Here is a 25,963-nt window from a genome sequence, read left to right as displayed (position 1 = left end):
CTAGGCAGCTTTCAAAATGTCCCCTTCGTCTAGTGGCCTAGGACACCGCCCTTTCACGGCGGTAACAGGGGTTCGAGTCCCCTAGGGGACGCCACATTTTGCGGGAATAGCTCAGTGGTAGAGCACAACCTTGCCAAGGTTGGGGTCGCGAGTTCGAGCCTCGTTTCCCGCTCCATTTTTACTCAGTTCATCTCTTGGTTTACTTTCCTCATTCTCTCAAAATATATTTGCCCGCTTGGGCGTAGCATTCCTTTGCGTTTATTCTGTTTAATGCATTCCCATTGTTTTTGCGCGCGCCTCTTTATAGCTGAACGGCACTTGTTGTTCTTTTGCCTCTTCGCGTTGCTCGTCTAATCGCTGGAACACCGCAATTTCTTCATCTGGCATAAAATGCAGGCAATCACCCCCAAAAAACCAGAGTAGGTCGCGATACAATAGCGGCATCAAATGTGGATAAGAGCCGACAACTCGGCACATTAGTGTTTGGCCTTGCTCAAGAAAGCCTGGTTCATGGGATTGTTGTGGCAACAGGGTGAGCGCGGCGAGAAACTCCTGATCATCCTCGCTGGGGAGTTCTGCATTAAAAGGCGGCAACTCTTGGACTTGCGCGCTGAAAGCGGCGAGCAATTCCAGATGATAGGTATAATACTCTTGGTCGTAAATGGATTGTTCCAAACTTGAAATCGACATACAGCGCCCTGATCTGGTGATAAATTTTTTGACTTTCATTCATTATTGCGAGGGGTTATGACTCCGGCACTCTCATTAAAAAATCTGCGCAAAGTTTACAACGAAAAATTCGAAGCACTAAAGGGTATTTCCTTGGATGTGATGCCCGGGGATTTTTTTGCTGTACTGGGACCTAATGGCGCAGGTAAATCCACCACCATTGGCATTATTAGTTCACTGGTGCGCAAAACCTCAGGCATGGTGGAGGTGTTTGGTAAAAATATTGATACGGATTTTTCCAGTGCAAAAAAATACCTGGGCGTAGTTCCGCAAGAATTTAATTTCAGTATGTTTGAAAAAGTTGAAGATATAGTGCTGCAGCAAGCTGGGTATTATGGGTTGCCGCGTAACCAGGCGTTGCAGCAAACTGAAAAATATTTAAAACAATTAAGTTTATGGGATAAGCGCCACACACCTGCGCGCATGTTGTCGGGAGGGATGAAGCGGCGTTTGATGATTGCGCGGGCACTGGTGCATGAGCCACAGCTGTTGATTCTTGATGAGCCTACAGCGGGTGTTGATATAGAACTGCGTCGTTCCATGTGGGAATTTCTGCGCGAGATCAATGCGGCAGGTACTACTATTATTCTCACCACGCATTATTTAGAAGAGGCGGAGAGTTTGTGTCGCAATGTGGCGATTATTGATCAAGGCGTTATTGTTAAAAACACCAGCGTAAAACACTTACTGCAACAGCTTAATAAAGAAGTATTTATTTTTGATGTGGTGGGTGAGCTGCATGCGCTGCCGAGCTTAATTGGGTATCGCGTCGAAAAAACTGATGAGCACTCCTTTGAGGTTGAAGTGGATAAAGGGCAGTCGCTTAACGCGGTATTCGCACAATTGACTGCGCAAGGTTTTGAGATTGTTAGCATGCGCAATAAATCTAACCGCTTGGAAGAGTTGTTTGTTGCGATGGTTAATGGGAATAAAGACTTGTCGGTCGCTACACAAAAAGAGGTGCAATCATGAATGCACAAGAGCAGTGGATTGCCTTTCTCACCATTTTGCGCAAAGAAATTAAACGTTTTACTCGTATTTGGATTCAAACTTTATTGCCGCCAGCAATCACCATGATTTTGTACTTTGTGATTTTTGGCAAGTTGATTGGCAGCCGCATCGGTGATATGGCAGGTTTTAGCTATATCGAATTTGTTGCGCCGGGCTTAATTATGATGGCGGTTATTACCAATGCCTACGCCAATGTATCGTCATCTTTTTTTAGTGCAAAATTTCAGCGCAGCATTGAAGAGTTGCTGGTCTCGCCTACGCCTAATTATATTATTTTGCTGGGTTATGTCATGGGTGGTGTTGCCCGCGGAGTTGCGGTAGGTTTTATTGTAACGATTATGTCGTTATTTTTTACGAAATTATCTATTCATCATTGGGGGGCGACGCTATTTATTGTGTTTATGACGTCGGTGCTGTTTTCCCTGGCTGGCTTTATCAATGCAATTTACGCCAATACTTTTGATGATGTATCAATCATTCCCACCTTTGTATTAACTCCGCTAACCTACTTTGGTGGTGTGTTCTATTCCATTAGTTTGTTACCGGAGTTTTGGCAGCAGGTATCGGTGTTTAACCCCATTCTGCATATGGTCAACGGGTTTCGCTATGGCATGCTGGGGGTTAGCGATGTACACATAGGTGCCGCATTGATAGGGTTAACGGCTTGTGTGGTAATTTTGTTTGCTGTTGCTATGAATTTATTAAAAACCGGCAAGCGTTTGCGCGCTTGATCTGGCAGGAGTTGCTATGAGTCACAATCCCCTTGGACAGCAAACTGATTATATTTCGGTGTATGCACCGCAATTGTTGTTCCCAATCGCCCGCGCTGAATCGCGCAGCTTATTGGGTATAGGTAATGAGTTGCCGTTTTACGGTGTTGATATTTGGACTGGTTATGAGTTGTCTTGGTTGGATAAAAAGGGTAAGCCGGTTGTAGCTGTGGCTGAATTTTTTATTCCTTGTTCCAGTGAATTCATTGTGGAATCAAAATCGTTCAAGTTGTATTTGAACTCGCTGAATCAAACGCATTTTGATAGTACGGTTGAGGTTGAGCAACTGATTGCGCAAGATCTTGCGCGCGTCACCTGTGCAGATGTTCGTGTTATGATAACACCGTTAAATACACCGGCGCGTGCTGCGCAACATTTGGCGGAAATCGCAGAAGTGCAGGGGGAGTTATTAGATGAGTTGGATGTGGTAGTGGATACCTACCATCCTGCTCCAGAGTTGCTCGTCACTAGCACCGAGTTAGTTGATGAATGTTTGGTGAGTCATCTGTTAAAAACGAACTGTCCGGTAACGGGGCAGCCAGACTGGGCGAGCCTTGTGATTCGCTACAAGGGCAATAAAATTCAACGTGAGAGCTTGCTGCGCTACATTATTTCGTTTCGCGAGCATCAAGATTTTCACGAACATTGTGTGGAGCGGATTTTTAGCGATATTGCACGCGTATGTGTGCCGGAGGAGTTGGTGGTATACGCGCGTTATACGCGACGGGGCGGGTTGGACATTAATCCGTTTCGCGCTAGCAACCCGAATATTAAGCCTGAGTTGCTGCGTTTAGTTCGCCAGTAGTGCATGTCGCGCTACTGGTTAGTGCTTAGACTATAACTTTATCTTTTAAGCGGTTCGCGGCTTTTTCAAGTGACTCAATAACTTTTTGTTTGTCGTAGTTGCGCACTTTTTCCATATCTAAATACATAGAAAAGCCTTCGGCGCGATCCTCGAAGTAGCTTTGGTTTTTGCCCATCTCTTTGCGTAAATCCGCCACCTGATAAACCTTCACCGGCAGCGAAAAACCTTTCACTTGAATTTCACCTTTGTCGCGGCACATGACGGTATCTTTTACCAGCGACCAGGTTTCATGCGAAATCAAAATCTCATCCGGTTCTGCGGCAGATTCAAGGCGGCTAGCCAAGTTAACCTGAGTACCCAAAACTGTGTAATCAAGGTGATTGGAGGTACCAAAGGTGCCTACCGTGCAATAGCCGGTGTTAATACCCATGCGTACTTGCAGTGGCTTTTTAATGCCTTGGTTAAACCATTCGACCTGCATAGCTTTAATGCGTTTTTTCATTGCAATCGCCATGGCAGCACAGCGGGTTGCATCGTCTTTTACCCCTTTGCTGTTGCTATCGCCAAACAGCACCATAATGCCGTCGCCCATAAATTTATCGATTGTGCCACCGTAGTGCGCAACGATTTTTGACATTTCGGTGAGGTAGTGATTGAGTAGTTCGGTTAAGGCTTCCGCTTCTATTTCTTCTGAGAGTTGGCTGAAATCTTTAATGTCAGAAAAAAATACACTGATGCGTTTGCGCTCTGCCTGGAGATTTTTATCATCGCCGCGATTAATTGCCTGCCATACGGTGGGTGGTAAATAACGTGACAACTTATAGGCGCGAATCTTATGCCATTTTTGCTCGTTTTCGAGCTGTTTTTGGCTAATCATTAATTTGTGAAAGCGTTGATGCATATAAATGGCATAGACCAAAAAATAGGTGGCGACGCCAATTAAGCTCGCGGCACTGATTTCGATACTGCTAGAGAGTACTAGCTGTGGTTTATGGATGATTAAACTTAGGATAACACCTACCGCAAACGCGCTATTGTCTTCCAAAAGCTTACGTACTCCGCCGCTAATGAGGGCGTTAAATTGAATCATGGTTAAAAACATAACGCAGGGCAGGATGCTAAAGTCAGTAAGACTTAATACAATCCCGATTAATACTGCATCCACATGGGATAACCAGCGATTAATGCGATTCATCTGCTCGGGAATTTGTTTGCGCGTGAAATAATAAGTGGCGTAGGCGTAGATTAATAAAAATACAATGACACCCATGTGGGCGATACTGGGATGATCCCAATTAATAAAGGAGGCAAGGGTGCCTGAGGCGGTAAAACAGATGAGGGCGCGAAAATAATACTGCTGTATGGGAGATTCAGTTTGCAGCTGTTGACTGTCGGTCTTACTGTTCATTGGACTGAAAACCTTGTAGTTATTTGGTCAGTAAGGAATCCCTATAAAATGGTGCTCTGCTTGCCCAAGCCAGTGAATTAAACGGGTTTTTGTAAGAAATGTCTACCTGTTGTGGGAAGAGTCACTGAATTTTCAAATTGCTTATTATTTAAACTTCAATTCCAGATATTTTTCTTCTAATTCGGTATATTGCTTGCGTAGTTCAGCAAACTCAGTCTGGATTTGTTGCAGATTGGCATTGGGTTCAGTTGGTGTCGCATCAGTATCTTCCAAGTTATTTTTAAGTTGGTCATTTTCCCGTTCCAGATCCTCCAGGTTTCCCAGTAGTTCTTTGCTTTCATGGGTGAAGCTCTGTAATGTCTCTTTGATGCGTTGATTTTCCTCCTCAAGTAAGTGATCGTGTTCTATTTGCTCCCCTTGTTTGGCTATTTGTTCATGTGCCTTGTTGAGTTCATCTTCAAGCAGTTGTACGCAGGTATCTGATTCCTGTACAAAGCGCACTTGTCGCTGCAATTGCTGCTCTAATTCCTTGATGACAAGGTCTTTCTCTTCTGTCGTTTGGGCGTCTTCCAGTTTGCGCTGTAGATTGCTAATTACCCGGTATTGGTCGGCCGCCACGTTGCGTAACTTCATAATCTCTTCTGCCGCGCGCGGATCCTGCCGAATGATATTAATGGTTTTGCTCTCAACGGGTTGCCCGGTAATGGCCGCGTTGGTGGAGTGCATGTAATGCGTTATCTCGTTGTAGCTGTTGCCGTATTGCTCAAGTAGCATTTCGTATCGCTCGCGGTCCTCAATGCCATCGGCCATGGCGTAAAGTTCGTTGTAATAACCTTGTGCATTGGTTTGGGCTTCGTTCCAGCGTTTTTCCAGATCAAAAAATAGCTTTTTAAACTTCTCCAGGTTTTCAACCCGCTTTTTATACATATCCAACTCTTCAGAGCTGGCATCTAGTGACACATCTAATTCAGTGTTGTTGTCAGTTTGCAGAAGCGGCTCCAGCGTTTGGCGAAAGACATTCCAATAGCCTTCGCTGCCCGGTACTTCAGTTGTGCCCAGCTCTTCTGCGCGTAAGAATGCATAGCGCAGTGCAACAATGCGTTGGTTGATGGGGAGGTTGGATGGCTGGGCTTCGCTGATATCGCTGCGCGGAGCGATAAGTGCAAAGCGATCCTGAGTTAGCTCAAGCTGTTCGTAGATGAGTTGCTTATAGGACTTTCCTTCTGTGGCGGAGGGAGAGTTGGTGGTTTTAATTGTTTCAATCAGTTCGCGCAGTTTTTCTTGTTGGCGGCGAATCAGTTTTTTTTGTTTGGAGGCGTAAATAATTAACACCACGGTCGCAATAAGCAACGCCAGATAGATCTCTATGGCTACCGCGAGAACAAGGGTTGGTACTTGCATATTATTATCGGCCGAAAAGATTCTGGTTGTGAATGAGGTATCGCAACCTTAAGTGCGCAATCGACTTTATAATCGCCGAATAGCGTATTTAGCTGAAAGTATGGTACAGATTTGGTCAATATTCGACTTAGCTATAGCTCATTGCGCCGCTTTCTCTGTCTTTTGAACGATTTTATTAATGAGGTTTCAGTTTTATGGATGCTATTACTGCCTTGCATCAGCGTGTTTCAACTCCCCGACTTACTGCACCGGCACCTACGCCGGAGCAGCTGGACATCTTGTTTCGGGCGGCGATGCGGGCTGCCGATCATGGCAATATGCGCCCCTGGCGCTTTCTCGTAGTGGAGGGAGAGGGGCTTGCGCGACTTGGCGAATTATTTGCCAAGGCCGCGACAGCAAAGAATCCCACGCTTACTCAAACTGAATTGGATCGTTGTCATGCTATGCCGCAGCGTGCCCCGATGATTATTGTCTCCATCGCCCAGTGCCAGCCAAATCCTAAGGTGCCGCAAATCGAGCAAATCATCGCTGCAGGTGCTGCCACTCAGAATTTGCTCAATGCCGCATTTGCCACAAGTGTTGGCGCGGTGTGGCGTACGGGCGATATGGCCTACGATCCAATAGTAAAAGAAGCGCTGGGCTTAACCGAAGGCGAAGAGATTATTGGCTTTATTTATCTTGGCACTCCCACTGTTCCACCGCATGCGCCGCGCGAACAAAACCCTGCTGATTTTTTTAGTGCATGGCCGCAGGAATAAGATTGCGTTTGCGAGCTTGCTTGTGTACATTAGCGCGCCTTCGCAGGGGGTACTTTGGATGGTGTTTTCGGCGAAGCCCGCATGTCCAGTGCGGTAAAAAACGGTGAGATGTCCGAGTGGCCGAAGGAGCACGCCTGGAAAGTGTGTATACCGCAAGGTATCGAGGGTTCGACTCCCTCTCTCACCGCCATTTTTAAAAAGTTTAACTGTACAGTTTCGCGTAAAGGCATGGTTAGTTTGCTATTTGTACAGGTTGATCGAAATTTCTATTTCATTGATTTATAAAGCATTAATTTGAAAGTTTCCCAAAAGAAAATCAAATAAACGCTTGACTCACTGAACTCCGATCAATAGAATGCGCGCCTCAACAACGCACTCATAGCTCAGCTGGATAGAGTACTCGGCTACGAACCGAGCGGTCGGAGGTTCGAATCCTCCTGAGTGCACCATATACCTGAACGATACAGTACAAAATCGTCCCAAACCCCGCGTAATTGCGGGGTTTTTTGTTTATACTCCATCCAAAGCAATCCTATAACATACCCACAAATCCAACCACTTTTGTGGGTATGTTTACGGGTACGCTCTGTACCCACAGCGCGCGTACCCACAAATGGCCTTTGGGGTGGATGAGATGGCGTTAACAGACGTAAAAGCTAAGCAAGCAAAGCCAACTGATAAACAATATCGGCTGGCCGATGAAAAAAGCCTATTTCTACTGGTGAAACCCACAGGTGCCAAGATATGGCAGCTTAGATACAGGTTTGCTGGTAAAGAGAATATCTACAGCATCGGCGCTTATCCTGAAATCACCCTCAAAGCCGCCCGCGAAGAGCGCGATAAAGCCCGCGCCCTTATTGCCACTGGTATAGACCCAAATCAAACCAAAAAAGCCGTTAAGGTTTCCCAAAGTGGTGCTGATAGTTTTGGCGCTATCGCTCATGAGTGGTACGCCAAGCAATTGCCCTCATGGGCAGACGCTACCGCCAAAAAGCGTTTGGCGTTGTTAGAGAATGACCTCATCCCATGGCTAGGCTCCAAACCCATAGATACGCTTACATCATTAGACTTGCTCAATAACCTACAGCGCATTGAAAAGCGCGGCGCAACCGAAACCGCACGCAACGCCCGCCAAATGCTTTCGCAAATATTCCGTTATGCCCGCGTAACCCAACGCACTACGAATAACCCCGCCGATGACTTGCGCGGCGCCTTGGCTCCCAAGATCGTAAAAAATAGGGCGGCTATCACCGAACCTAAAGAATTTGGCCGTCTATTGGTCGATATTGATAACTACACTGGCGGCAATGTAGTGCGCGCACTTTTGGCGGTATGCCCTTTGTTGTTTCAAAGGCCTGGGGAAATGATAACGATGGAATGGGCAGCGTTAGATTTTGAAGCTGCCGAATGGCGCTATACACCCCCAAAATCAATCAAGAAAAAAACCTGCCCCGAAGGTATCCCGCACTTGGTTCCTTTAAGTAAGCAGGTAATAGAAATACTCAGTGACTTGCGCCCACTTACCGGTAATGGCCGCTATGTGTTCCCCAGTGAATTGCGTCAAGGTGGGCATGTCAGTGATATGACTATTAATAAGGCGCTAAAACTCATGGGCTACAACACCAGCGAAACCCATTGCGCCCACGGCTTCCGCTCTTCAGCCCGCACTATGTTGGATGAAGTCTTAGGTTTCCGTGTTGAGTGGATAGAACAACAACTCGCTCACGCCGTAAAAGATAGTTTAGGCCGCGCCTACAATCGCACCAAACACCTAGAGCAACGCAAAGATATGATGCAAAAATGGGCAGATTATTTGGATGTGCTCAAAGTGCAAGCTAAGGGCGGCAATGTGATTGCAGGCACTTTCAATAAAAAGGCGTAGTAGATAGAAATGTGTAAGGCTCTGCAATTAAAAGGCCGCGCGCTCGGGCGAAGTGTCTGGATCAACTAAAAGCGGGAGTCTGAAGCATTAACATAACTTGGCTAATAAACGGGTTGTCATGGCGAAAGTAAATAACTTATACTTTCTGCAACAATACCCGCCAAGGCTATGTTCTTCGGAATATCCTCAAACTGGCGGGTTATTTTTTTGTGTCCCCCACAAATACAACAATAAGGGGTTTTAATGGAATTTAAAAAGCCTGCAATATCCTTTGAGCAACAGGTGGATCTACTGATTTCACGCGGCATGACCGTTGAAGATCGTACCAGCGCCATACACTACCTATCCCACATAAATTATTATCGATTGGAAGCCTATTGGCTACCATTCGAGATTTCACGTGCCCCTCATGTTTTTGCGCCCGCCACATCATTCAACACGGTCTTAAATAATTATCTATTTGATCGTGAATTTCGGTTGCATCTATTGGATGCAATTGAGCGCATTGAAGTCTCATTCCGCACCCAATGGGCATACCATATAAGCCATGAATTTGGTGCGCACGGCTATTTAGAAAACAGCAAGGGAATGCGTAAAGATGAGCGGCGGTTATTGAATGACACTAAGGAGTTACAAGAGCACGTACAACGTAGTGATGAAGTTTTTATAAAGCACTTTCGTGAAGCTTATGATGAGCCTCTGCCGCCCGCATGGGTAAGTTGTGAGGTTATGTCGCTCGGGCTATTGTCCCGCTTCTATAGCAACCTAAGAGCCAACCAAGTACGGCGCAATATTGCAGCAGCCTATCAGGTAGATGAGGGGTTTTTAGAAGGGTTTTTAGAACATATTACTTATGTGCGTAATGTGTGCGCGCACCATAGCCGTTTGTGGAATCGTCATTTAACTAAAAAAATGCCATTACCCAAGGGTAAACCCGTTGGCCTTAAAGACAATATTTATATAGATGCCAGCAACAAAACCGAACATAAAATTTATAATACCTTGGTGGTTGTGCAGCATTTAATAACTGTGATTTCCCCCGATTCTTTATGGGCAATAAACCTAGCCCAACTTATAGAAAAGTATTCAATAGATGCTAACCGAATGGGGTTTCCTGAAGGTTGGCAGGCTTTGCCTTTGTGGCAACAAGCATTAAATAAATCCAATTAAAATCGAGTTAACACCCTATGCCTTTATCATGGAATGAAATCAAAAGCCGTTCATTAGCGTTTAGTAAACAATGGGAGCATGAGTGCTCTGAAGATGCTGAAGCCAAAAGCTTTTGGGATGGTTTTTTTGGCGTATTTGGTATTTCCCGCAAACGGGTTGCCAGCTTTGAAGAGCCAGTAAAAAAGCTGGGCAATAAACAAGGCTTCATTGATTTGTTTTGGAAAGGCGTTTTAATAGTTGAGCATAAATCGCGCGGTAAAAACTTAGATAAAGCCTACACCCAAGCTCTCGACTACTTCTCGGGCATTAAAGAGCATGAATTGCCTAAGTATGTGCTGGTGTCTGATTTTGCTGGTTTCCGCCTTTATAATCTTGAAGATAAGGAAATTCACGAGTTTCCATTAAAAGACCTGCACAAAAACATCAAATTATTTGGTTTTATTGCTGGTTATCAAACCCACAAAATAAAAGATCAAGACCCTGTCAATATAAAAGCCGCCGAAAGCATGGGTAAGCTACATGACCAAATGAAAGAGGTGGGCTATGAGGGGCACGCTTTAGAGCTTTATTTGGTGCGACTGCTGTTTTCTCTCTTTGCAGAAGATACCGGCATATTCGAGCGCCAACAATTTCAAGAGTACATTCAAGACCGAACCAGTGAGGATGGCAGCGATTTAGCCCACCACATAACCACTTTGTTTCAAGTGCTCAATACCCCGCACGATAAACGCTTTAAAAACCTTGATGAGCAGCTAGCCGCCTTTCCTTACATAAACGGTAAGCTATTTGAAGAAATGCTACCTACCGCCAGTTTTGACAAGGCTATGCGCCAAGCTTTGTTGGATTGCTGTGCCTTGGATTGGAGCCGCATTTCACCGGCTATTTTTGGCTCGCTCTTTCAATCCATTATGGACAAAAAAGCACGGCGCAATTTGGGCGCTCACTACACCAGCGAAAAGAATATTTTAAAGCTAATCAAACCATTATTTTTGGATGATCTTTGGGCGGAATTCGACAAGGCAAAAACCAATAAAAATAAATTGGCTGAGTTCCATCAAAAGCTGCGCAAACTTACGTTTTTAGATCCTGCCTGCGGTTGCGGCAACTTCCTAGTTATTGCCTACCGCGAATTGCGCTTGTTGGAATTAGAAGTGCTGCGCGCCGCCCGCGTAACCGATCAGCTCACCTTGGACGTTAATGGACTTATCTTGGTAGATGTAGATCAATTCTACGGCATAGAAATTGAAGAATTCCCTGCTCAAATTGCACAGGTTGCGTTGTGGTTAATGGATCACCAAATGAACCTGCAGGTATCAGAAGAGTTTGGTATGTACTTTGCGCGCATACCCCTAAGGGCAACTAGTACGATTGTTTGCGCCAATGCTTTGCGGGTGGATTGGAATGATGTGGTGCCAGCAGAAAAGCTGAGTTTTATTATGGGGAATCCGCCGTTTATTGGCGCTAAGTTTATGGGTGAGCAACAAAAGCAAGATGTAGGCTTTGTATTTGGTGGTATTAAAAACGCGGGGTTGTTGGATTTTGTGGCCGCTTGGTACGTGAAAGCGGCGGATATGATTCAAGAATCTAATATTCGTTGTGCGTTTGTTTCTACTAATTCAATTTGCCAAGGTGAACAGGTTGGCGTTTTGTGGAGTTGGATGCTGGCCCAAGGGATGAAGATATTTTTTGCGCACCGTACGTTTTCTTGGAATAACGAGGCGCGTGGAAAGGCGGCTGTACATTGTGTGATTGTTGGGTTTTCCTGTCGAGATGTGTCATCTAAGTGGCTGTTTGAGTATGAAAATATTAAAGGCGAAGCTCATGTCTTACCGGCAAATAATATAAACCCGTACCTAATAGATGCACCTGATACAGTGCTACCTAATCGCAGTAAGCCAATATGTGCTGTGCTAGATATAGGTATCGGCAATAAGCCAATTGACGGTGGTCACTACCTTTTTACTGAAGAAGAAAAAAATGTTTTTTTACAGGTTGAACCGCAAGCCGCCTTATACTTTAGACGTTGGTTGGGTGCTGATGAGTTTTTAAATGGGTATCACCGCTATTGCTTGTGGTTGGGAGGTTGTTCGCCCTCACAGCTAAGGGCTATGCCCGAGGCAATGAAGCGAGTTGATGCTGTTCGCAAAACTCGATTGGCCAGCAAAAGTGCTCCAACGCAAAAATTGGCGGCAACACCTACCCGCTTCCATGTAGAAAATATGCCAGAGAATGATTATTTGATCATTCCAGAAGTGTCTTCTGAGCGCAGATATTATCTTCCAATTGGTTTTGAGTCACCAGAAACGCTAAGTAGTAATTTAGTAAAAATGGTGCCCAATGCAACACGCTATGATTTTGGCGTTTTATCATCACTTATGCACAATTCATGGATGCGTACTGTTTGTGGTCGGCTAAAAAGCGATTATCGTTATTCAGCGGGTATTGTTTACAACAACTTCCCATGGCCAGAAAACCCCACTGAAAAGCAAACCCAAACTATTGAAACCGCTGCGCAAGCGGTGTTAGATGCGCGCACTCAATTTCCAGAATCATCCTTGGCTGATCTATACGATCCGCTAACTATGCCCCCTGTACTGCTTAAAGCCCACCAAACACTGGATAAGGCCGTAGATGCAGCCTATGGCAAAACCAACTTCAAAACTGAAGCTGAGCGAGTTGCGTTTCTGTTTGAGCTGTACCAAAAGTACACCAGCCTTTTACCTGCTGAAAAGCCTAAAAAGCCGCGTAAGAAAAAGGAGGCTTAATCGTGAATTCAGGTTATGACTCTAAAAGCTGTAATGCGCTAGAAAAGCCTTTTTATAAACCAATTGAGGCCGCCTTACGCTGGTGTAATTTAATTGCTCATGAAGAAATGATTTTGCGCCAAGTGCAAGAATCTATTATTCCTACTCCTAGTATGTTTCCTCAGTGGCCGTGTTTGCGTGCTAACGCTGAACGAGTGCTTGATGCTTTGTTGAGTCAGGAAATACCTTATGGTCGTGATGGTCGTGATGGTCGTACAGTTCCCATGGGTGAGCAAGTTGCGCAGCATCGATTGACTATTAGGCATGCCGATTTAAAAGAATGGATGCAAAAACGTTACCCAGATCAAAAGCCTGCATTCTTATTTGATGATATTGAGCGCACAACTCACTCTGCAATTAACGCCGATACTTTTCGGGCATTGCAGGCAGACCGTGATGCGTTAAAAGCTCGACTTGAGAAGGCGACCGAAGTGTTTCGTGAGCTAAAACAAGAGCGCGATTTTATTACAGGTGAGCGCGACTCCTTGCGAGCAATAGTCGATAAAATGGCCGCACCTAATGAACGCGCCGAAACTACCTATTTAAACATTATTGGCGGATTGTTGGAGTTAATGCTAGGTAAAACCCCCGCTGGTAATCCGCAATCTGTATATGACTCTCAAGCGGCCATTATTTCTGCTTTATTGGCTTACCATAGCGGTAAATCTGGCATAGCAGCAAGAACGTTGGAAGAGAAGTTTGCCGCATCAAAACGCTCGATAAAGTCCTAATAATTACCGCAGCTGCGGTTGCTATTATCGCAGTTGCGGTGCCTGCATTACCCTAAATCTATTTAATAAAAAGCATGTTCAACAACGCCCATGGGGGTGCCAACATGCTTAAAACAATCCTACGTTTACCCACTGTAAAAACAGAAAGCGGGCTTTCCCGTTCCACAATCTACTTGCGCATTAGCCAAGGCTTATGGACAAAACCTATCTCATTAGGTGGCCGTTCTGTGGGTTGGCCAGCAAGTGAAGTTACCACTTTGAATGCTGCACGAATTGCCGGTAAAACGGATGATGAAATGCGCGAGTTAGTTGCCACGCTGGAATGCGAACGCAAGAAATTATCGTGAAAGCCCGCCGTCCCAATCCGCGCTTGGTAAAAATCCACCGTAATTATACGGTAGAAGAAATCGCCAAGTTATTCGGTATCCACAAAAACACCGTGCGCGCTTGGATTAAAACCGGTCTGCCTTTGTGTGACGACAAGCGCCCTGTATTAATTTTAGGGCGCGAACTGGCGGCATTTTTACAAGCCAAGCGCGGTAACAGTAAGCAGCCTTGCCAAGCGGGGGAGATGTATTGCTTGCGTTGTCGCTCCCCACAAAAACCCGCCGCCAATATGGTGGACTACCAACCCAGTAACGACAAAATGGGCAACCTTATTGGGCTGTGTTCATGTTGCGAAGCTGTGATGAATAGGCGGGTGAGTTTGGCAAAAATTCCACTGATCAAGGGGGAAATGGAAATCACTTTTCCGCAAGCTGAAAAGCATATAGGTGATAGCAATCAACCTAGCCTAAACAGTGACTTGAGAGGAGTGAGTTAAAACATGAAAACACACAACGCCGAAAACGAACGAATTAAACGCCGCTACTTTGCTTATTTGAAAGAGGCAAAGCGACAAAGTGAAGCCACTATTGATGCGGTGGCAAAATCACTCACACGCTTTGAAGAGCACACCAAACGGCGTGACTTTAAAGCGTTCCATTATCAGCAAGCGGTAGCCTTTAAAAACTTTTTAGCCGAACAACATGGCGCGCGTTCGGGGGAGAAATTAAGCAAGTCTACCTTGCACGCTACTCTTGCTAATTTAAAACGTTTTTTTCAATGGCTATCTGGGCAAGCCGGTTACAAGTCGCGTTTTCACTATACCGATGCCGACTATTTTAATTTATCTGAAAAAGATGTGCGTATCGCCACCGCCAAACGCGGCCAAAAAGTACCGACACTTGAACAGGTTAAGCATGTGTTATCGCAAATGCCGTTTGCCACGGATATAGAGCGCCGCAACCGCTCCTTGCTTGCCTTCACTCTATTAACCGGTGCGCGTGATAGTGCTATCGCCTCCATGAAATTAAAGCATGTGGATTTAGCGGCTAATTGCGCGATTCAAGATGCGCGCGAGGTAAATACCAAATTCAGCAAAACCTTTACCACTTACTTTTTCCCTGTAGGTGATGAAGCTTTGAACATCGTATCGGATTGGGTTAAGTATTTGCGCGAAGAAATGCTGTGGGGTAATGACGATCCATTATTCCCTTCAACTTTGATGAAAGTGGGGGTGACAAACCAGTTTGAGGTAGGCGGCTTAAAGCGTGAATGCTGGAGTAACGCCTCACCCATCCGCAAAATATTTAAAGAGGCGTTTGAGCGGGCGGGTTTAGTCTACTTTAACCCTCATAGCTTTAGGCACATGTTAGTGCGCCACGGCCAAACGCTGTGCAAAAACGCCGAAGAGTTTAAAGCGTGGAGCCAAAACCTAGGGCATGAAGGCGTACTGACCACCTTTTACAGCTATGGCGATGTGCAAGAGAGCAGGCAAGGGGAGATTTTTAAAGAGTTCAAAGAGCCGCGCGTGGGTAATGGCGGCCAATCGCCTGATGTTGTGGAACTGGCTAAACAGATCGCCATAGAGATGCATCGACAGCAAGTTGTTTAAACCGCGTGTAGCTCGCGCAAAACTTCAGGGTGAAGCACGGCAACTTGCAGCAAGGTTTTGGCAGCGCCAGAAGGTTGCTTGCGGCCTTGTTCCCATTCTTGCAATGTGCGTTTGCTTACTCCAAGAAGAGTAGCGAAAGCGGCCTGTGATACGCCTACCTTATTGCGCGCTTCTACAGCGGTGGGCACCTCTACATGGGTAATGCGTGCGGCTTTACCTGCCTTCATTTCTTTAACAGATTGCAGCAAATCAGCTTGGAATTGCTCTAGCTCTTTATCCATAATGAATAGCCTCTTTTAGTTGATTCAAAAATTCAGCCGGTAGGTTGTCAAACTTTGCCTTGGTGTAAGCGATTAACAACCAAATCGAGCCATCGGCCAATGTGTTGTAGTAGATAATTCTTGCCCCGCCACGTTTACCCATGCCCGCGCGCGACCATCTCACCTTCCGAAGTCCTTGGGTTCCTGCAATCACATCACCTGCAAGCGGGTTTTCGGCTATCCAAGTAATAAAGGCTTGGCGCTCATCATCCTGCCAAATATCATTTGCGTAGCGTTGGAAGGTCGGCGTTTCAATAACGGTATACATATTTTCAGTATACGCTTTAGACGTATAATATCAATACTTCATCTATTTTGTGAGGTGGCTAATCAAAAGGAGGAGGGACGTGCTTAAAGGTTAGCCACATGATGAGTTTGTGGGTACGTTTACGGGTACGTGGTTTTCTGCCGTCTATTAATGCCTTGTGTTTACTGGGCTTGTGGTAAATGTTCGATTCATCCTGAGGCACCATATAGAAGTCGCTAAACCCCGATAATCCTAGAGATTGTCGGGGTTTTTGCTTTTCTGGGTTTGGAGTGTCGATAGGGTGTCGAAAAACTATTATTCATCGGTGGCAGGTGCAAATATGAATCGCGTCGGCGAGCTTTGCCGAAGGGACTAATGGTGGGGATGTGCATACCTTCAGGTGCAAAGGAATCGGATGTTGTCTTATGCATTCATTTTTGTTAATTTGATATCAATTGGCATTCGATGATTGTTTGTTGACTTCATGGGGGGGGTAAATGTTGTGGCTATGATGACCGTAAGAAATATACCGGATGAGATACACAATGCCTTAAAGGTTAGGGCGAAACTTCATAATCGCAGTACCGAGGCAGAGGTTCGCGCGATCTTGGAGGAAGCTATTAGGCCTGAATCTCGTATTCGTATGGGAGATGCGTTGGCATCATTGGGACGCGAAATCGGGTTAACCAACGATGACTTTGCCGTGTTTGATCAGGTGCGCGACAAGGCACCCGCAGAGCCGGTGAGGTTTGAATGATTTTATTGGACACCAATGTTGTTTCGGAGGCGATGAAGCCGGAGCCGCACCCCAATGTACGAGCTTGGCTTAATGCCCAGCCTTATGAAACCCTGTATCTGTCTAGCGTCACGCTGGCGGAAATGCTGTTTGGCATCGGTACTTTGCCCAGTGGTAAGCGCAAGGACATGCTAAACGAAGCGCTTAATCGTCTTATCGAATTGTTTGAGGGCCGCATCCTGTCATTTGATGTTGTAGCTTCGCGGAAATATGCCGACCTGGCTGTTACGGCTCGGGCTGCAGGGCGCGGCTTCCCGGTTCCTGATGGTTATATTGCGGCCATCGCTGTGTCTCAAGGCTTTAAGATTGCCTCTCGCGATACCGCTCCATTTGAAGCGGCGAAGGTCGATGTGATTAATCCTTGGGAGTGGCAGGGCTAGAAGTGTCGAAAAAGTGTCGAAGCTATCGTGGATTTTTTTTCGCAGTAGGCATCACACAAAAATCTGCATTTCTTCGCCAATTTTTTTGCGCATGTCCATCAGTTTAATCGCAGTGGCATGTTGCTGTTTGTCCTCCTCCGTTTGTGGAACCCATTCGGGCACAATGACTGGGTGGCCAGACTCGTCAACCGCGACCATGATCACGATGCAGTGAGTGGTGAGGCGTCGGTTGAGGGATTTTGGGTCGCAGGCATTTACTTCGATGGCAATGTGCATTGAGGATTTGCCGGTGTAGATAATTTTTGCGCTCACTTCCACCAAATTGCCGACATGAATAGGCGATACAAAACGAATGCCGCCAGCATAGGCCGTGACGCAGTAGCGACTACTCCAGCCTGCCGCGCAAGCATAGGCTGCAAGGTCGATCCATTTCATCACGGCGCCGCCGTGAACCTTTCCACCAAAATTCACATCTTGCGGCTCTGCCAGAAAGCGTAGGGTGATGTCGCGTTGCGGGTTATTCATGGTTTCTCCCAAGCTATTTTTTTGTCGTTACCTGGCAGAATAAAACACTTTAGGTTTTTATTCACTGCATAAAAACGGTGGTACCTGGCTGCTGCTGTTGGGCCCTTCTCGTCAGTTGTATCTTTTGATTGGGTCAGTGTCAGGGCTTTTTTATTCTTGTTTATATTGGGATAAAAATCCTAATAAATTAATAAATATTAGGATTTATTAATTTTGTTTTTTTGTTAATTACAGGCGATGAATTGTATTATTAAATTGTAAGTAATCGTTTACATCTCGTGATTTTGTGTGTTCGTAAACGTATACATTATGTGGTGTGTGTGATATCTACACACCTAAATGATTCATTAAGTAATATTTATAGACTTTGGTTGCAAATATGAAAGATGAGAATAATAATTTTAGGTCATCTATAAGGATGCTTATTCCCCAAGCTTGCCACTGCTTTGTAGTGGCTTTTTTTAACGAATAGGTTTCTTGGGTGGTTCTGTCATAAAAAAACTTATAAAAATTTAGCTCTTGAAGCTAAGCCTTATCGGCATATTCGCGTCGTTAATACCAATAAAAATCAATTGGGTTCATCACAATAAAACACGGGAATAGCTATGAAAAAATTTACTATTAATCCGCTTGTGCTTGCTATGGCAGTTGTATCTTTCGCACCTACTGTCAGTGCACAAGACAACACAGTTGAAGAGGTTGTTGTAACTGGCAGCTTTCGTGACAGTTTGAAAAATGCACTTAACTTAAAGCGCAACAATACCGGCGCAACCGATAGTATTGTTGCTGAAGATATCGGCGACTTCCCCGATAACAACCTTGCTGAAGCTATGCAGCGTATCCCTGGCGTGAATATCGATCGTGTAGGCGGTGAAGGTAAGCAAATCAGTGTGCGTGGTTTAAGTCCGGATTTTAGCCGTGTTCGCATTAATGGCATGGAGACGATTGCTACCGGATACAACAACAAGGCTCGCTCGTTTGATTTTAATATTTTTGCATCGGAGTTATTTAGCCGTATTGATGTAAGAAAATCTCAAACTGCTGAAGTAGAAGAGGGTTCATTAGGTGCAACTGTTGATTTGTTCACCGCTCGCCCACTGGATTCTTCAGAAGACTCATACACTGTGAGCTATACCCAAGGCTATAACGATCTGTCGGGGAATAGCGATCCCCGTATGACCGCCTTGGCAAATATCGTTAATGATGAAGGCACTTTGGGAGCGTCTGTCTCTTTAGCGTATTCAGAGCGCAGCATCGCTCAAGAAGGCCACAATTCTGGCCGTTGGGAACAACTTGGTTCCCCTACCACTGGCAATAACCGCTGGAAAAATGCGGCCACTCTCCCAGCGGAAGTAAATACTGCAAACATTCCTCGCTTTCCTCGCCAGCTCGACAGAAGTATTGATCTGGAGCGTTTTGGGGCCACCGCAACAATTCAATGGGCTCCAACAGATGCAACCAAGGTGACATTGGATGCGCTCTATGCTGAACTCGGCTATCAGCAAAATGATTTGACTTTAACGCCAATTTCCATGGCGCGTACTGGTGCTACGGGTCGCCGTGAAACTACAGTTGTAGACTATGCGTATGATGCCGCAACTAATTCATTGCAGTACGCCAAATTAAGCGGTGTTGACGTTCGTGCTGAAAACTCTTTAGTGGATGCTGACACCAGTTTTGGTCAGTACTCACTCAACGTAACTCACGAGTTTACCGATAGCTTTCGTATAAAAGCGCTTGCAGGTACTTCTGAGTCAAAAACCGAAGTCCTACAAGAGTCAACCGTAATTTTGGAGCGCTTTAACGCTGACTTCGCTTACGACTATCGTGGCAATGCATTAAATCCAACCTTAACTTACGGTTTTGATTTAAAAGATCCTGCCAACTGGAAGATTTCAGAATTGCGTGATCGCCCTGCTGACACAACCAATGATTATGATGTTGGCCAGCTTGATTTTATTTGGGATCTGACAGAAGTATTCACCTTGAAAGCGGGTGCCTCGTGGAAGAAGTTTGGCTTTGATAACAATCAAGCTAGACGCGATCGCGCGGTGTTGAGCCAAGCGGCTCCTCAAGGTGGCAGCGTCAGTGTTCCTGCGGGCTGCTCTCTTACACTGGCTGATATGAATGTTACATCTGATCTAGGCTCACTCTATACGCCAGGCAATGGCGCCAACGAATTCTTCCTGCCAAACATTAACAAGGTTGCTAACAAAACGGGCTTGTTTACCGATAGCGTTTGTTTCCCTGCGGTTGTTCAAGCTGGTGAGGATCGTTCAGTAGAGGAGTACGACCGCGGTCACTATGCACAAGTAGATTTCAATACCGAGCTGTTCAGCTTGCCGTTCCGAGGTGATGTTGGTGTGCGTTATGTGGAAACTATGCAATCCTCACGCGGTATTGTGAGCGGTACCGAAGTCAGTGTTTCGCGCGATTACACCGACACTCTGCCAGCTATTAACCTCGCCTTGGAGCCAATAGCTGATGTTATTGTGAGAGCCTCTTGGGCAGAAGTAATGACCCGCCCAAGCTTGGGCAACCTGACTCCAGGGGGCAGCGTAGACGTGTTCAACCGCGCCTACACTGCAGGCAACCCTAATCTAGATCCATTCCGCGCCAAGGCCACGGATATTGGTGTTGAGTGGTACTTTGCAGAAGAAGCATTGGTGTCATTGGCCTGGTTCAAAAAAGATATTGAATCCTTCCCTGCAACCATCCGCATTGATGTGCCTTGGGTTTCATTGGGCTTACCGGATAGCTTGTTAGGTAATGGCCCAGCTACCAAGCAAGATATTTTCAACTATCGTACTACCGGCAATGGTGAAGGTGGTGAATTAACCGGCTGGGAGTTGCAATACCAGCAGCCGTTTACCTTTGGCCCAGAGTGGCTGCAAAACTTCGGTATTAAAGCCAACGTCACCTCGATTGAGTCAGAGGTTAACACCGGCACTGCAGCTTTACCTGTGTTGACCCGCTTGAATGGCCAGTCAGATGAAAGCTACAACGCAACGCTTTGGTATGAAAATGATTCTGGATTCTCTGGGCGTATTTCTTACACTTTCCGTAGCGATTATCAAACTCAAGGTGTGACTGTCTACAAAACCCCGGCGGGCGCGGCGATTGGCAGTGACAACACCGATGATGTTGCTGTAGTCGATGCGGCGTTTAGCTATCAATTCAATGACAATTTGAAGTTTACTTTTGATGCATTGAATCTGACTGACGAAGCTGAAACTACATTGATCAGTGACTATGGTTTGGTAGATACCACACTTAAATCAGGTCGCCAATTCTACCTGGGTGCTCAGTACTCGTTCTAATACGAGGGTCTAAGTGAAAAAAAGGGATGCCGGTTTTCCGGTATCCCTTTTTTTATGGCCAATAATTTGAAAAATATTTTTCGCTAAGGCAGTGCGCGATAAACCAAATTACTAAAGCGAACCTTGCCTTTACCTGCGGCATAAATTGCCGGGCGCAAACTCATAAACCCATAGGCGACATTATGGTGATAACCGGATACATCCATTTGTACGCCGTATTTCACCCAGTTTTTTCCCGCATCGGTGCTGGTGTGAATGGTTAATATGTGGCGATTATTGGTTACACGAATCCGTAATCTATTGTTCATGCCTTCAGGTTTGGGTGTGGTGCGTTGATCCATGCCATAGCGATGCAACACCATGCCGTTTTTATTGATTCCTACACCGGCATAAAGTTTATCGTTGTAAAACAACAAAGCGCCGCCTTGTGCATCGGGATCAATTTCCATATCCACTTCGAATTGATATGCCTGATCGCCAGCTAAAAATGTCAGCGGTGAAGTATTGCTGGGGGACGTGCCTTTTGCCGTTAATTCGAGTGCGCCATCTTTATATTGCACGCGTTGATTTTCGCTGGTATCGCCGCGGAAAAAACTCCATTGGATGCCAAATTTATTAGTAGAAAAATCGTCGGATAATGCCATGCCGTGTGGAACTGCCTGCCCGCCTTTTGGTTTTGCAATCGGCTTGCCGGCGTCGACTCCTTTGGCTTTGAACCAGCCGTCTTTGGTCCACTCAATCGGCTCCATCATCGCTTGGCGGCCAAGTGTGTGAAAACCGTTTTCGTAGGCGTGATACATCATGTACCAGTCCGGCTTTTTGTCTGTGCTTGCGGGGCCTTCCACCAAAGTTGCATGACCTTTTGACCACCATTTTTCTGCAGCGGATTCGGTGCGGATAATCGGATTGTAGGGGGAGTTTTCCCAAGGGCCGTGAATGGATTTGGATCGCGCTGACACCACCATGTGGCCAGTCGGTGGGCCAGCCGTGCCGCCGAGTGCGAGGGTCATGTAATAGTAGCCCTCGTGTTTCATCATTTTGGGGCCTTCCTGCGCGTAGCTTTCTACATCCCACTCTTCGGGATATTGCCAGCCGTCGTAGACATGCTCCATCTCGCCAACAATTTTTAACCCGTCATCGCTTAACTGAACGCGGTCGCCGTGTGATAAAAACAAATAGCGCTTACCGTCCTCACCGACAATATGACCCGGATCAATTCGGTCATTATTGAGTGCAATAGGCTCCGACCAAGGGCCGCGAATATTGTCCGCCCAGATAACGTAAATATTATTGTTGCCGGGCAACTTTGCGGGGATGTACAAATAAAATCGTCCATTGTGTTTAGTCAGTTCCGGTGCCCAAATACTGCCAACATATTTTGTCAGCGCCGGGGCGATGGGCTGCCAGTTCACCAAATCTTTTGAATGCCAAATAGTGAGGGCAGGGTAGGCCTCAAACGATGAAAACGTCATGTAGTAGTCGTCGCCGTCTTTGAGCACGCTGGGGTCTGGGTGATCACCGGCCATTATGGGATTTAAATATTTTCCGTTGCCGAGGTCGGCTTTGCGTTGACCTTCAATGCCTTGCGCCCATTGCTGGCAATGCTTAAGAAAGGCGTTGCCTAAATGCGGAGTGCATTGTTTTTTGGTGTCAGCGTGGCTGGCGCTACTTATTATTAGCAAGAGCGCGCTTAACAGTAGTGGATAGGTTTTTTTCACATTTGTCTCCCAATTATTTTATTAAAGTGATTAAGGGTGCGGTAACGCTTAAGTCACTTTGTAAGTGGTAGAGACCGAAATCAGATGCCGAAAATAATATTATTTTAATGTTGCTGGTGTTTTGAAACCGGAGGTGAATGATTGCGTAAAAATTTACTGTTGTCAGCTTGGGCTTAAATTTATTACATATCATTACTTTGGTATGAAACCCAAAAAGTGCTGAGGCTTACGCCGTGCGTTGGCTCAATAGCTGTGGGGTGGAATCGTAATTGCGCTATATGCATCAATAATATGCTGTACTGCGGCCTCGGGGTTTAGTTGGATTCTGTTGTAGTGAGCTAAGGTCTTTTGTAAGTAATCGCCTGCAATTTTGCTTTGTTGTGGTGTGTTGCTTTGCCAAATCAAGTTGCCAACTGAATGTATTTTGGTGTGTGGATTATTGGCCGTGGACACCAATAAGGCTTCATAAAAACGTTGGTTTTCGGTGATGAGTATTTCGTTTTTCAAACTGAAACCCAACTGGATTAATTGCTGCCTCAGGGTAAATTGGTGGTGTACAGGGCAGAGTAGGAAATCGATATTACAGATTGGATTCTTTTGATGAATTGCTGTGACCAGTTCGGTCATCAAGTCGCCACCTACACCGGCAATAATCACCAAGTGTCTGCCATTGAAGTCTTGCAAGGGCAGGGTTGCTGCATCCAGGCAGTGTGTGTGCCAGTGTGAATTTGATTCAGTGTTTGTCGGATAAAATCGAGAGAGTTTAATTTCCAGTGCGTGCATCAGTGAGGGTGCTGCATCCACGAAATGAATGTGTGATGCGGCTTGCCGCGAGAGTAACGCAGCACCTAATAATCCATGGTCGCAGCAACAATCCCAGATGTGATCGTAATGTTCGCTCACCATGGCTTCAATATGTTGTAAGCGTTTGCCCAACTTGATTTTTGTATCGCTGCTCACTGTTGGTTATTCTCTTGCGGATTGTTATCGACCATAAAAAAAGCCCCGACAATTCACACTGCCGGGGCTTTTTGCTGCTTGCTAAAAACTTAGTTTTTAGCGGCAGCGGCTTTCTTTTCTTTCTCTTTTGCAATTACTGCTTCAGATACGTTCGCAGGGCATGCGGAGTAGTGAGAGAATTCCATAGAGAACTGACCGCGACCAGAGGTCATGGTGCGCAGGGTGCTGATGTAACCAAACATTTCTGAAAGAGGAACGTCAGCTTTGATGCGTACACCGGTAACGCCAGCTTCTTGACCAGAGATCATGCCGCGACGACGGTTCAAGTCACCAATTACATCACCTACGTGATCTTCTGGTGAGAACACATCTACTTTCATGATTGGTTCAAGCAGTTGTGGGCCAGCTTTAGGCATAGATTGACGGAAAGCGCCTTTAGCAGCGATTTCAAACGCAATTGCCGAGGAGTCAACGGCGTGGAATCCACCGTCATTTACATCGATAACTACGTCCAATACCGGGAAGCCTGCCAATGGACCGGTAGACATCATTGAGCGGAAGCCTTTCTCGATTGCTGGGTAGAATTCTTTCGGAACGCTACCGCCCACGCACGAGGTGGTAAAGGTGAAGCCAGTGTTTGGCTCGCCTGGTTTAATGGTGTAGTCGATCTTACCGTACTGACCAGAACCACCCGATTGCTTCTTGTGGGTGTAGCTGTCGGCGATTTCACGAGTAATGGTTTCGCGGTAAGCAACCTGTGGTTGACCTACGATCAACTCAACACCGTAAGTACGCTTCAGTACGTCTACTTTAATATCCAAGTGCAATTCACCCATACCTTTAAGGATGGTTTCACCTGAATCTACATCGGTTTCAACGCGGAAAGTTGGGTCTTCTGCAACCATTTTACCAATGGCGATACCCATCTTCTCTACTGAGCCCTTGTCTTTCGGGGTTACCGAAATAGAGATTACTGGCTCAGGGAATACCATCGCTTCCAGTGTACATTCATGCTTTGGATCACACAGGGTGTGGCCGGTTTGCACGTTCTTCATGCCTACGATAGCGATAATGTCGCCTGCTTCAGCACTGTTCAATTCGTTACGCTCGTTTGCCTGCATTTCAACCATGCGGCCTACGCGCTCGGTTTTGCCGGTAAAGGAGTTAAGAATGGTGTCGCCTTTGTTCAGGCGGCCAGAGTAAATGCGGCAGAACGTCAGGGCACCGAAACGGTCATCCATAATTTTGAATGCCAGAGCGCGGAACGGCTCATCGGCACTAACGATAGCGAATTTACCGTTAGGATTACCTTCTTCGTCAGTCAAAGGCTGTGGATTAACTTCGTGCGGAGCAGGCAAATAATCAACAACTGCGTCCAACAGCAATTGCATGCCTTTGTTTTTAAAGGCGGAACCGCAGTAGGTTGGGAAGAAGGCTAATTCGCGAGTACCTTTACGGATGCAACGCTTGATATCGTCGATAGAAGGTTCTTCGCCTTCCATGTAAGACATCATCAGGTCATCGTCCATTTCTACAGCGGTTTCGATCAGTTGGCCGCGGTACAGCTCAACATCGTCAACCATGTTGGCTGGGATCTCGGTAACGCTGTAGTTTTCTGGTTGACCAGTTTCGTCCCACACATAGGCTTGGCGAGTTAACAGGTCAACAACACCGACGAACTCGTCTTCACGGCCGATTGGCAGGGTCATGATCAATGGGTTTGCGCCCAATACTTTCTTAACTTGTGCGGTTACTTTCAGGAAGTCAGCGCCGATACGGTCGAGTTTGTTAACGAAAATCAAACGCGATACTTTTGAGTCGTTCGCGTAGCGCCAGTTGGTTTCTGACTGAGGCTCAACGCCGCCAGAACCACAGAATACGCCGATGCCGCCATCGAGAACTTTCAGCGAACGGTAAACTTCAACGGTGAAGTCAACGTGTCCGGGGGTATCGATAACGTTGAAGCGAGTGCCTTTCCAGAAACAGCTTACCGCTGCTGACTGAATGGTAATGCCGCGCTCAGCTTCTTGTTCCATGAAGTCGGTAGTTGATTCACCTTCGTGAACTTCACCGATTTTGTGAATACGGCCAGTGAGCTTGAGGATACGCTCGGTGGTAGTGGTTTTACCGGCGTCCACGTGAGCGAAGATACCGATGTTTCTGTAAAGGGATAAGTCAGCCATAGGACTCTCTTAATGTTATGCAAGGTTAGAAAAAGCAGGGTTGGAAAATAGCGGCGTAATATACAGGAAGTTATCCGGTTTTGCTCAAGGAAAAAGGAGTCTAAAGCGC

Annotated in this window: 23 protein-coding genes and 4 tRNA genes; 18 read left to right on the top strand and 9 right to left on the bottom strand. The window is 46.1% G+C overall.

From position 1 onward, the window contains the following. Positions 1-18 precede the first annotated feature (18 nt). Both AWU77_RS13300 and AWU77_RS13295 read left to right on the top strand, forming a co-directional pair. A tRNA-Glu gene (locus AWU77_RS13300) sits at positions 19-94 on the top strand. Between the two features lie 6 nt (positions 95-100). After that, positions 101-175, top strand: a tRNA-Gly gene (locus tag AWU77_RS13295). Positions 176-267: 92 nt separating this feature from the next. Here AWU77_RS13295 and AWU77_RS13290 read toward each other — a convergent pair. Continuing rightward, positions 268-690 carry a PA2817 family protein gene (locus tag AWU77_RS13290; RefSeq protein WP_238582433.1) on the bottom strand — a complete coding sequence of 141 codons (423 nt, stop codon included), beginning with the start codon at positions 688-690 and terminating at the stop codon, positions 268-270. Between the two features lie 57 nt (positions 691-747). Here AWU77_RS13290 and AWU77_RS13285 point away from each other — a divergent pair, with 57 nt between their 5' ends. Genes AWU77_RS13285 through queF form a run of 3 tightly spaced genes read left to right on the top strand, consistent with a single transcriptional unit; the run spans position 748 to position 3,315 of the window. Beyond that, positions 748-1,701, top strand: coding sequence for an ABC transporter ATP-binding protein (locus AWU77_RS13285; RefSeq protein ID WP_062064235.1), 954 nt, complete (start codon positions 748-750; stop codon positions 1,699-1,701). Then, on the top strand, positions 1,698-2,471 hold the full coding sequence (locus AWU77_RS13280) for an ABC transporter permease (protein ID WP_062064231.1): 774 nt from the start codon (positions 1,698-1,700) through the stop codon (positions 2,469-2,471). Before AWU77_RS13285 ends, AWU77_RS13280 begins: the two co-directional genes overlap by 4 nt. Before the next feature lie 16 nt (positions 2,472-2,487). Then, complete coding sequence (queF, locus tag AWU77_RS13275; protein WP_062064226.1) at positions 2,488-3,315, top strand: NADPH-dependent 7-cyano-7-deazaguanine reductase QueF; 828 nt, start codon at positions 2,488-2,490, stop codon at positions 3,313-3,315. Positions 3,316-3,340: 25 nt separating this feature from the next. Here the strand turns inward: queF and AWU77_RS13270 are convergent, their stop codons facing one another. Further along, complete coding sequence (locus AWU77_RS13270) at positions 3,341-4,723, bottom strand: adenylate/guanylate cyclase domain-containing protein (protein WP_062064222.1); 1,383 nt, start codon at positions 4,721-4,723, stop codon at positions 3,341-3,343. A gap of 144 nt (positions 4,724-4,867) precedes the next feature. Further along, entirely contained in the window at positions 4,868-6,124 is a 1,257-nt protein-coding gene (locus AWU77_RS13265; protein ID WP_062064218.1) for a hypothetical protein, read from the bottom strand. 194 nt (positions 6,125-6,318) lie between these two features. On the opposite strand from AWU77_RS13265, the gene AWU77_RS13260 reads away from it, so the two are divergent. From AWU77_RS13260 to AWU77_RS13215, 10 genes are all read left to right on the top strand, one after another. Continuing rightward, a complete protein-coding gene (locus AWU77_RS13260; protein WP_062064214.1) occupies positions 6,319-6,882 on the top strand; it encodes a nitroreductase in 564 nt (187 codons plus the stop codon). Positions 6,883-6,984: 102 nt separating this feature from the next. Then, a tRNA-Ser gene (locus AWU77_RS13255) sits at positions 6,985-7,072 on the top strand. Positions 7,073-7,254: 182 nt separating this feature from the next. After that, positions 7,255-7,331: transfer RNA gene (locus AWU77_RS13250), tRNA-Arg, on the top strand. Positions 7,332-7,516: 185 nt separating this feature from the next. Continuing rightward, the gene (locus AWU77_RS13245) at positions 7,517-8,764 is read left to right on the top strand and encodes an integrase arm-type DNA-binding domain-containing protein (RefSeq protein WP_062064209.1); all 1,248 of its coding nucleotides are present in this window, start codon (positions 7,517-7,519) and stop codon (positions 8,762-8,764) included. Positions 8,765-9,007: 243 nt separating this feature from the next. Beyond that, entirely contained in the window at positions 9,008-9,934 is a 927-nt protein-coding gene (locus AWU77_RS13240) for an Abi family protein (protein ID WP_062064205.1), read from the top strand. 17 nt (positions 9,935-9,951) lie between these two features. Next, the gene (locus AWU77_RS13235) at positions 9,952-12,699 is read left to right on the top strand and encodes a DNA methyltransferase (RefSeq protein WP_062064201.1); all 2,748 of its coding nucleotides are present in this window, start codon (positions 9,952-9,954) and stop codon (positions 12,697-12,699) included. 2 nt (positions 12,700-12,701) lie between these two features. Continuing rightward, complete coding sequence (locus AWU77_RS13230; protein WP_062064198.1) at positions 12,702-13,469, top strand: hypothetical protein; 768 nt, start codon at positions 12,702-12,704, stop codon at positions 13,467-13,469. A gap of 104 nt (positions 13,470-13,573) precedes the next feature. Beyond that, positions 13,574-13,816, top strand: coding sequence for an AlpA family transcriptional regulator (locus AWU77_RS13225; protein ID WP_062064430.1), 243 nt, complete (start codon positions 13,574-13,576; stop codon positions 13,814-13,816). Further along, positions 13,813-14,292, top strand: coding sequence for a helix-turn-helix domain-containing protein (locus tag AWU77_RS13220; RefSeq protein WP_084618379.1), 480 nt, complete (start codon positions 13,813-13,815; stop codon positions 14,290-14,292). Before AWU77_RS13225 ends, AWU77_RS13220 begins: the two co-directional genes overlap by 4 nt. A 3-nt stretch (positions 14,293-14,295) precedes the next feature. Further along, complete coding sequence (locus AWU77_RS13215) at positions 14,296-15,405, top strand: tyrosine-type recombinase/integrase (protein WP_062064191.1); 1,110 nt, start codon at positions 14,296-14,298, stop codon at positions 15,403-15,405. On the opposite strand, the gene AWU77_RS13210 is transcribed toward AWU77_RS13215, so the two are convergent. Both AWU77_RS13210 and AWU77_RS13205 read right to left on the bottom strand, forming a co-directional pair. After that, positions 15,402-15,686, bottom strand: a complete 285-nt coding sequence (locus AWU77_RS13210) for a DNA-binding transcriptional regulator (RefSeq protein ID WP_062064188.1) — start codon at positions 15,684-15,686, stop codon at positions 15,402-15,404. The two genes, AWU77_RS13215 and AWU77_RS13210, sit on opposite strands and share 4 nt — an antisense overlap. Beyond that, on the bottom strand, positions 15,679-15,993 hold the full coding sequence (locus AWU77_RS13205) for a hypothetical protein (RefSeq protein ID WP_062064185.1): 315 nt from the start codon (positions 15,991-15,993) through the stop codon (positions 15,679-15,681). The genes AWU77_RS13210 and AWU77_RS13205 overlap by 8 nt, the downstream gene beginning before the upstream one ends. A gap of 487 nt (positions 15,994-16,480) precedes the next feature. Here AWU77_RS13205 and AWU77_RS13200 point away from each other — a divergent pair, with 487 nt between their 5' ends. Both AWU77_RS13200 and AWU77_RS13195 read left to right on the top strand, forming a co-directional pair. Continuing rightward, positions 16,481-16,729 carry an Arc family DNA-binding protein gene (locus AWU77_RS13200; protein WP_238582437.1) on the top strand — a complete coding sequence of 83 codons (249 nt, stop codon included), beginning with the start codon at positions 16,481-16,483 and terminating at the stop codon, positions 16,727-16,729. Continuing rightward, positions 16,726-17,148, top strand: coding sequence for a type II toxin-antitoxin system VapC family toxin (locus AWU77_RS13195; protein ID WP_062064183.1), 423 nt, complete (start codon positions 16,726-16,728; stop codon positions 17,146-17,148). Before AWU77_RS13200 ends, AWU77_RS13195 begins: the two co-directional genes overlap by 4 nt. Positions 17,149-17,199: 51 nt before the next feature. Here AWU77_RS13195 and AWU77_RS13190 read toward each other — a convergent pair whose 3' ends face one another. Beyond that, entirely contained in the window at positions 17,200-17,673 is a 474-nt protein-coding gene (locus AWU77_RS13190; protein WP_062064181.1) for an acyl-CoA thioesterase, read from the bottom strand. Positions 17,674-18,278: 605 nt separating this feature from the next. Here AWU77_RS13190 and AWU77_RS13185 point away from each other — a divergent pair. After that, entirely contained in the window at positions 18,279-20,993 is a 2,715-nt protein-coding gene (locus tag AWU77_RS13185) for a TonB-dependent receptor (protein WP_062064179.1), read from the top strand. An 83-nt stretch (positions 20,994-21,076) separates the two neighbouring features. Here AWU77_RS13185 and AWU77_RS13180 read toward each other — a convergent pair whose 3' ends face one another. The 3 genes from AWU77_RS13180 to fusA form a co-directional block, all read right to left on the bottom strand. Continuing rightward, positions 21,077-22,711 (bottom strand): family 43 glycosylhydrolase, encoded by a 1,635-nt coding sequence (locus tag AWU77_RS13180; protein ID WP_062064177.1) that lies wholly within the window; start codon positions 22,709-22,711, stop codon positions 21,077-21,079. A 243-nt stretch (positions 22,712-22,954) separates the two neighbouring features. Further along, a complete protein-coding gene (locus AWU77_RS13175) occupies positions 22,955-23,671 on the bottom strand; it encodes a tRNA (adenine(22)-N(1))-methyltransferase TrmK (RefSeq protein WP_238582431.1) in 717 nt (238 codons plus the stop codon). A gap of 89 nt (positions 23,672-23,760) precedes the next feature. After that, complete coding sequence (gene fusA, locus AWU77_RS13170) at positions 23,761-25,854, bottom strand: elongation factor G (protein ID WP_062064175.1); 2,094 nt, start codon at positions 25,852-25,854, stop codon at positions 23,761-23,763. Positions 25,855-25,963: the final 109 nt, after the last annotated feature.

Origin of the sequence: Cellvibrio sp. OA-2007 (genome assembly GCF_000953825.1) — a bacterium.
GTDB lineage: Bacteria > Pseudomonadota > Gammaproteobacteria > Pseudomonadales > Cellvibrionaceae > Cellvibrio.
This window is presented reverse-complemented; position numbering and strand designations above follow the sequence as displayed.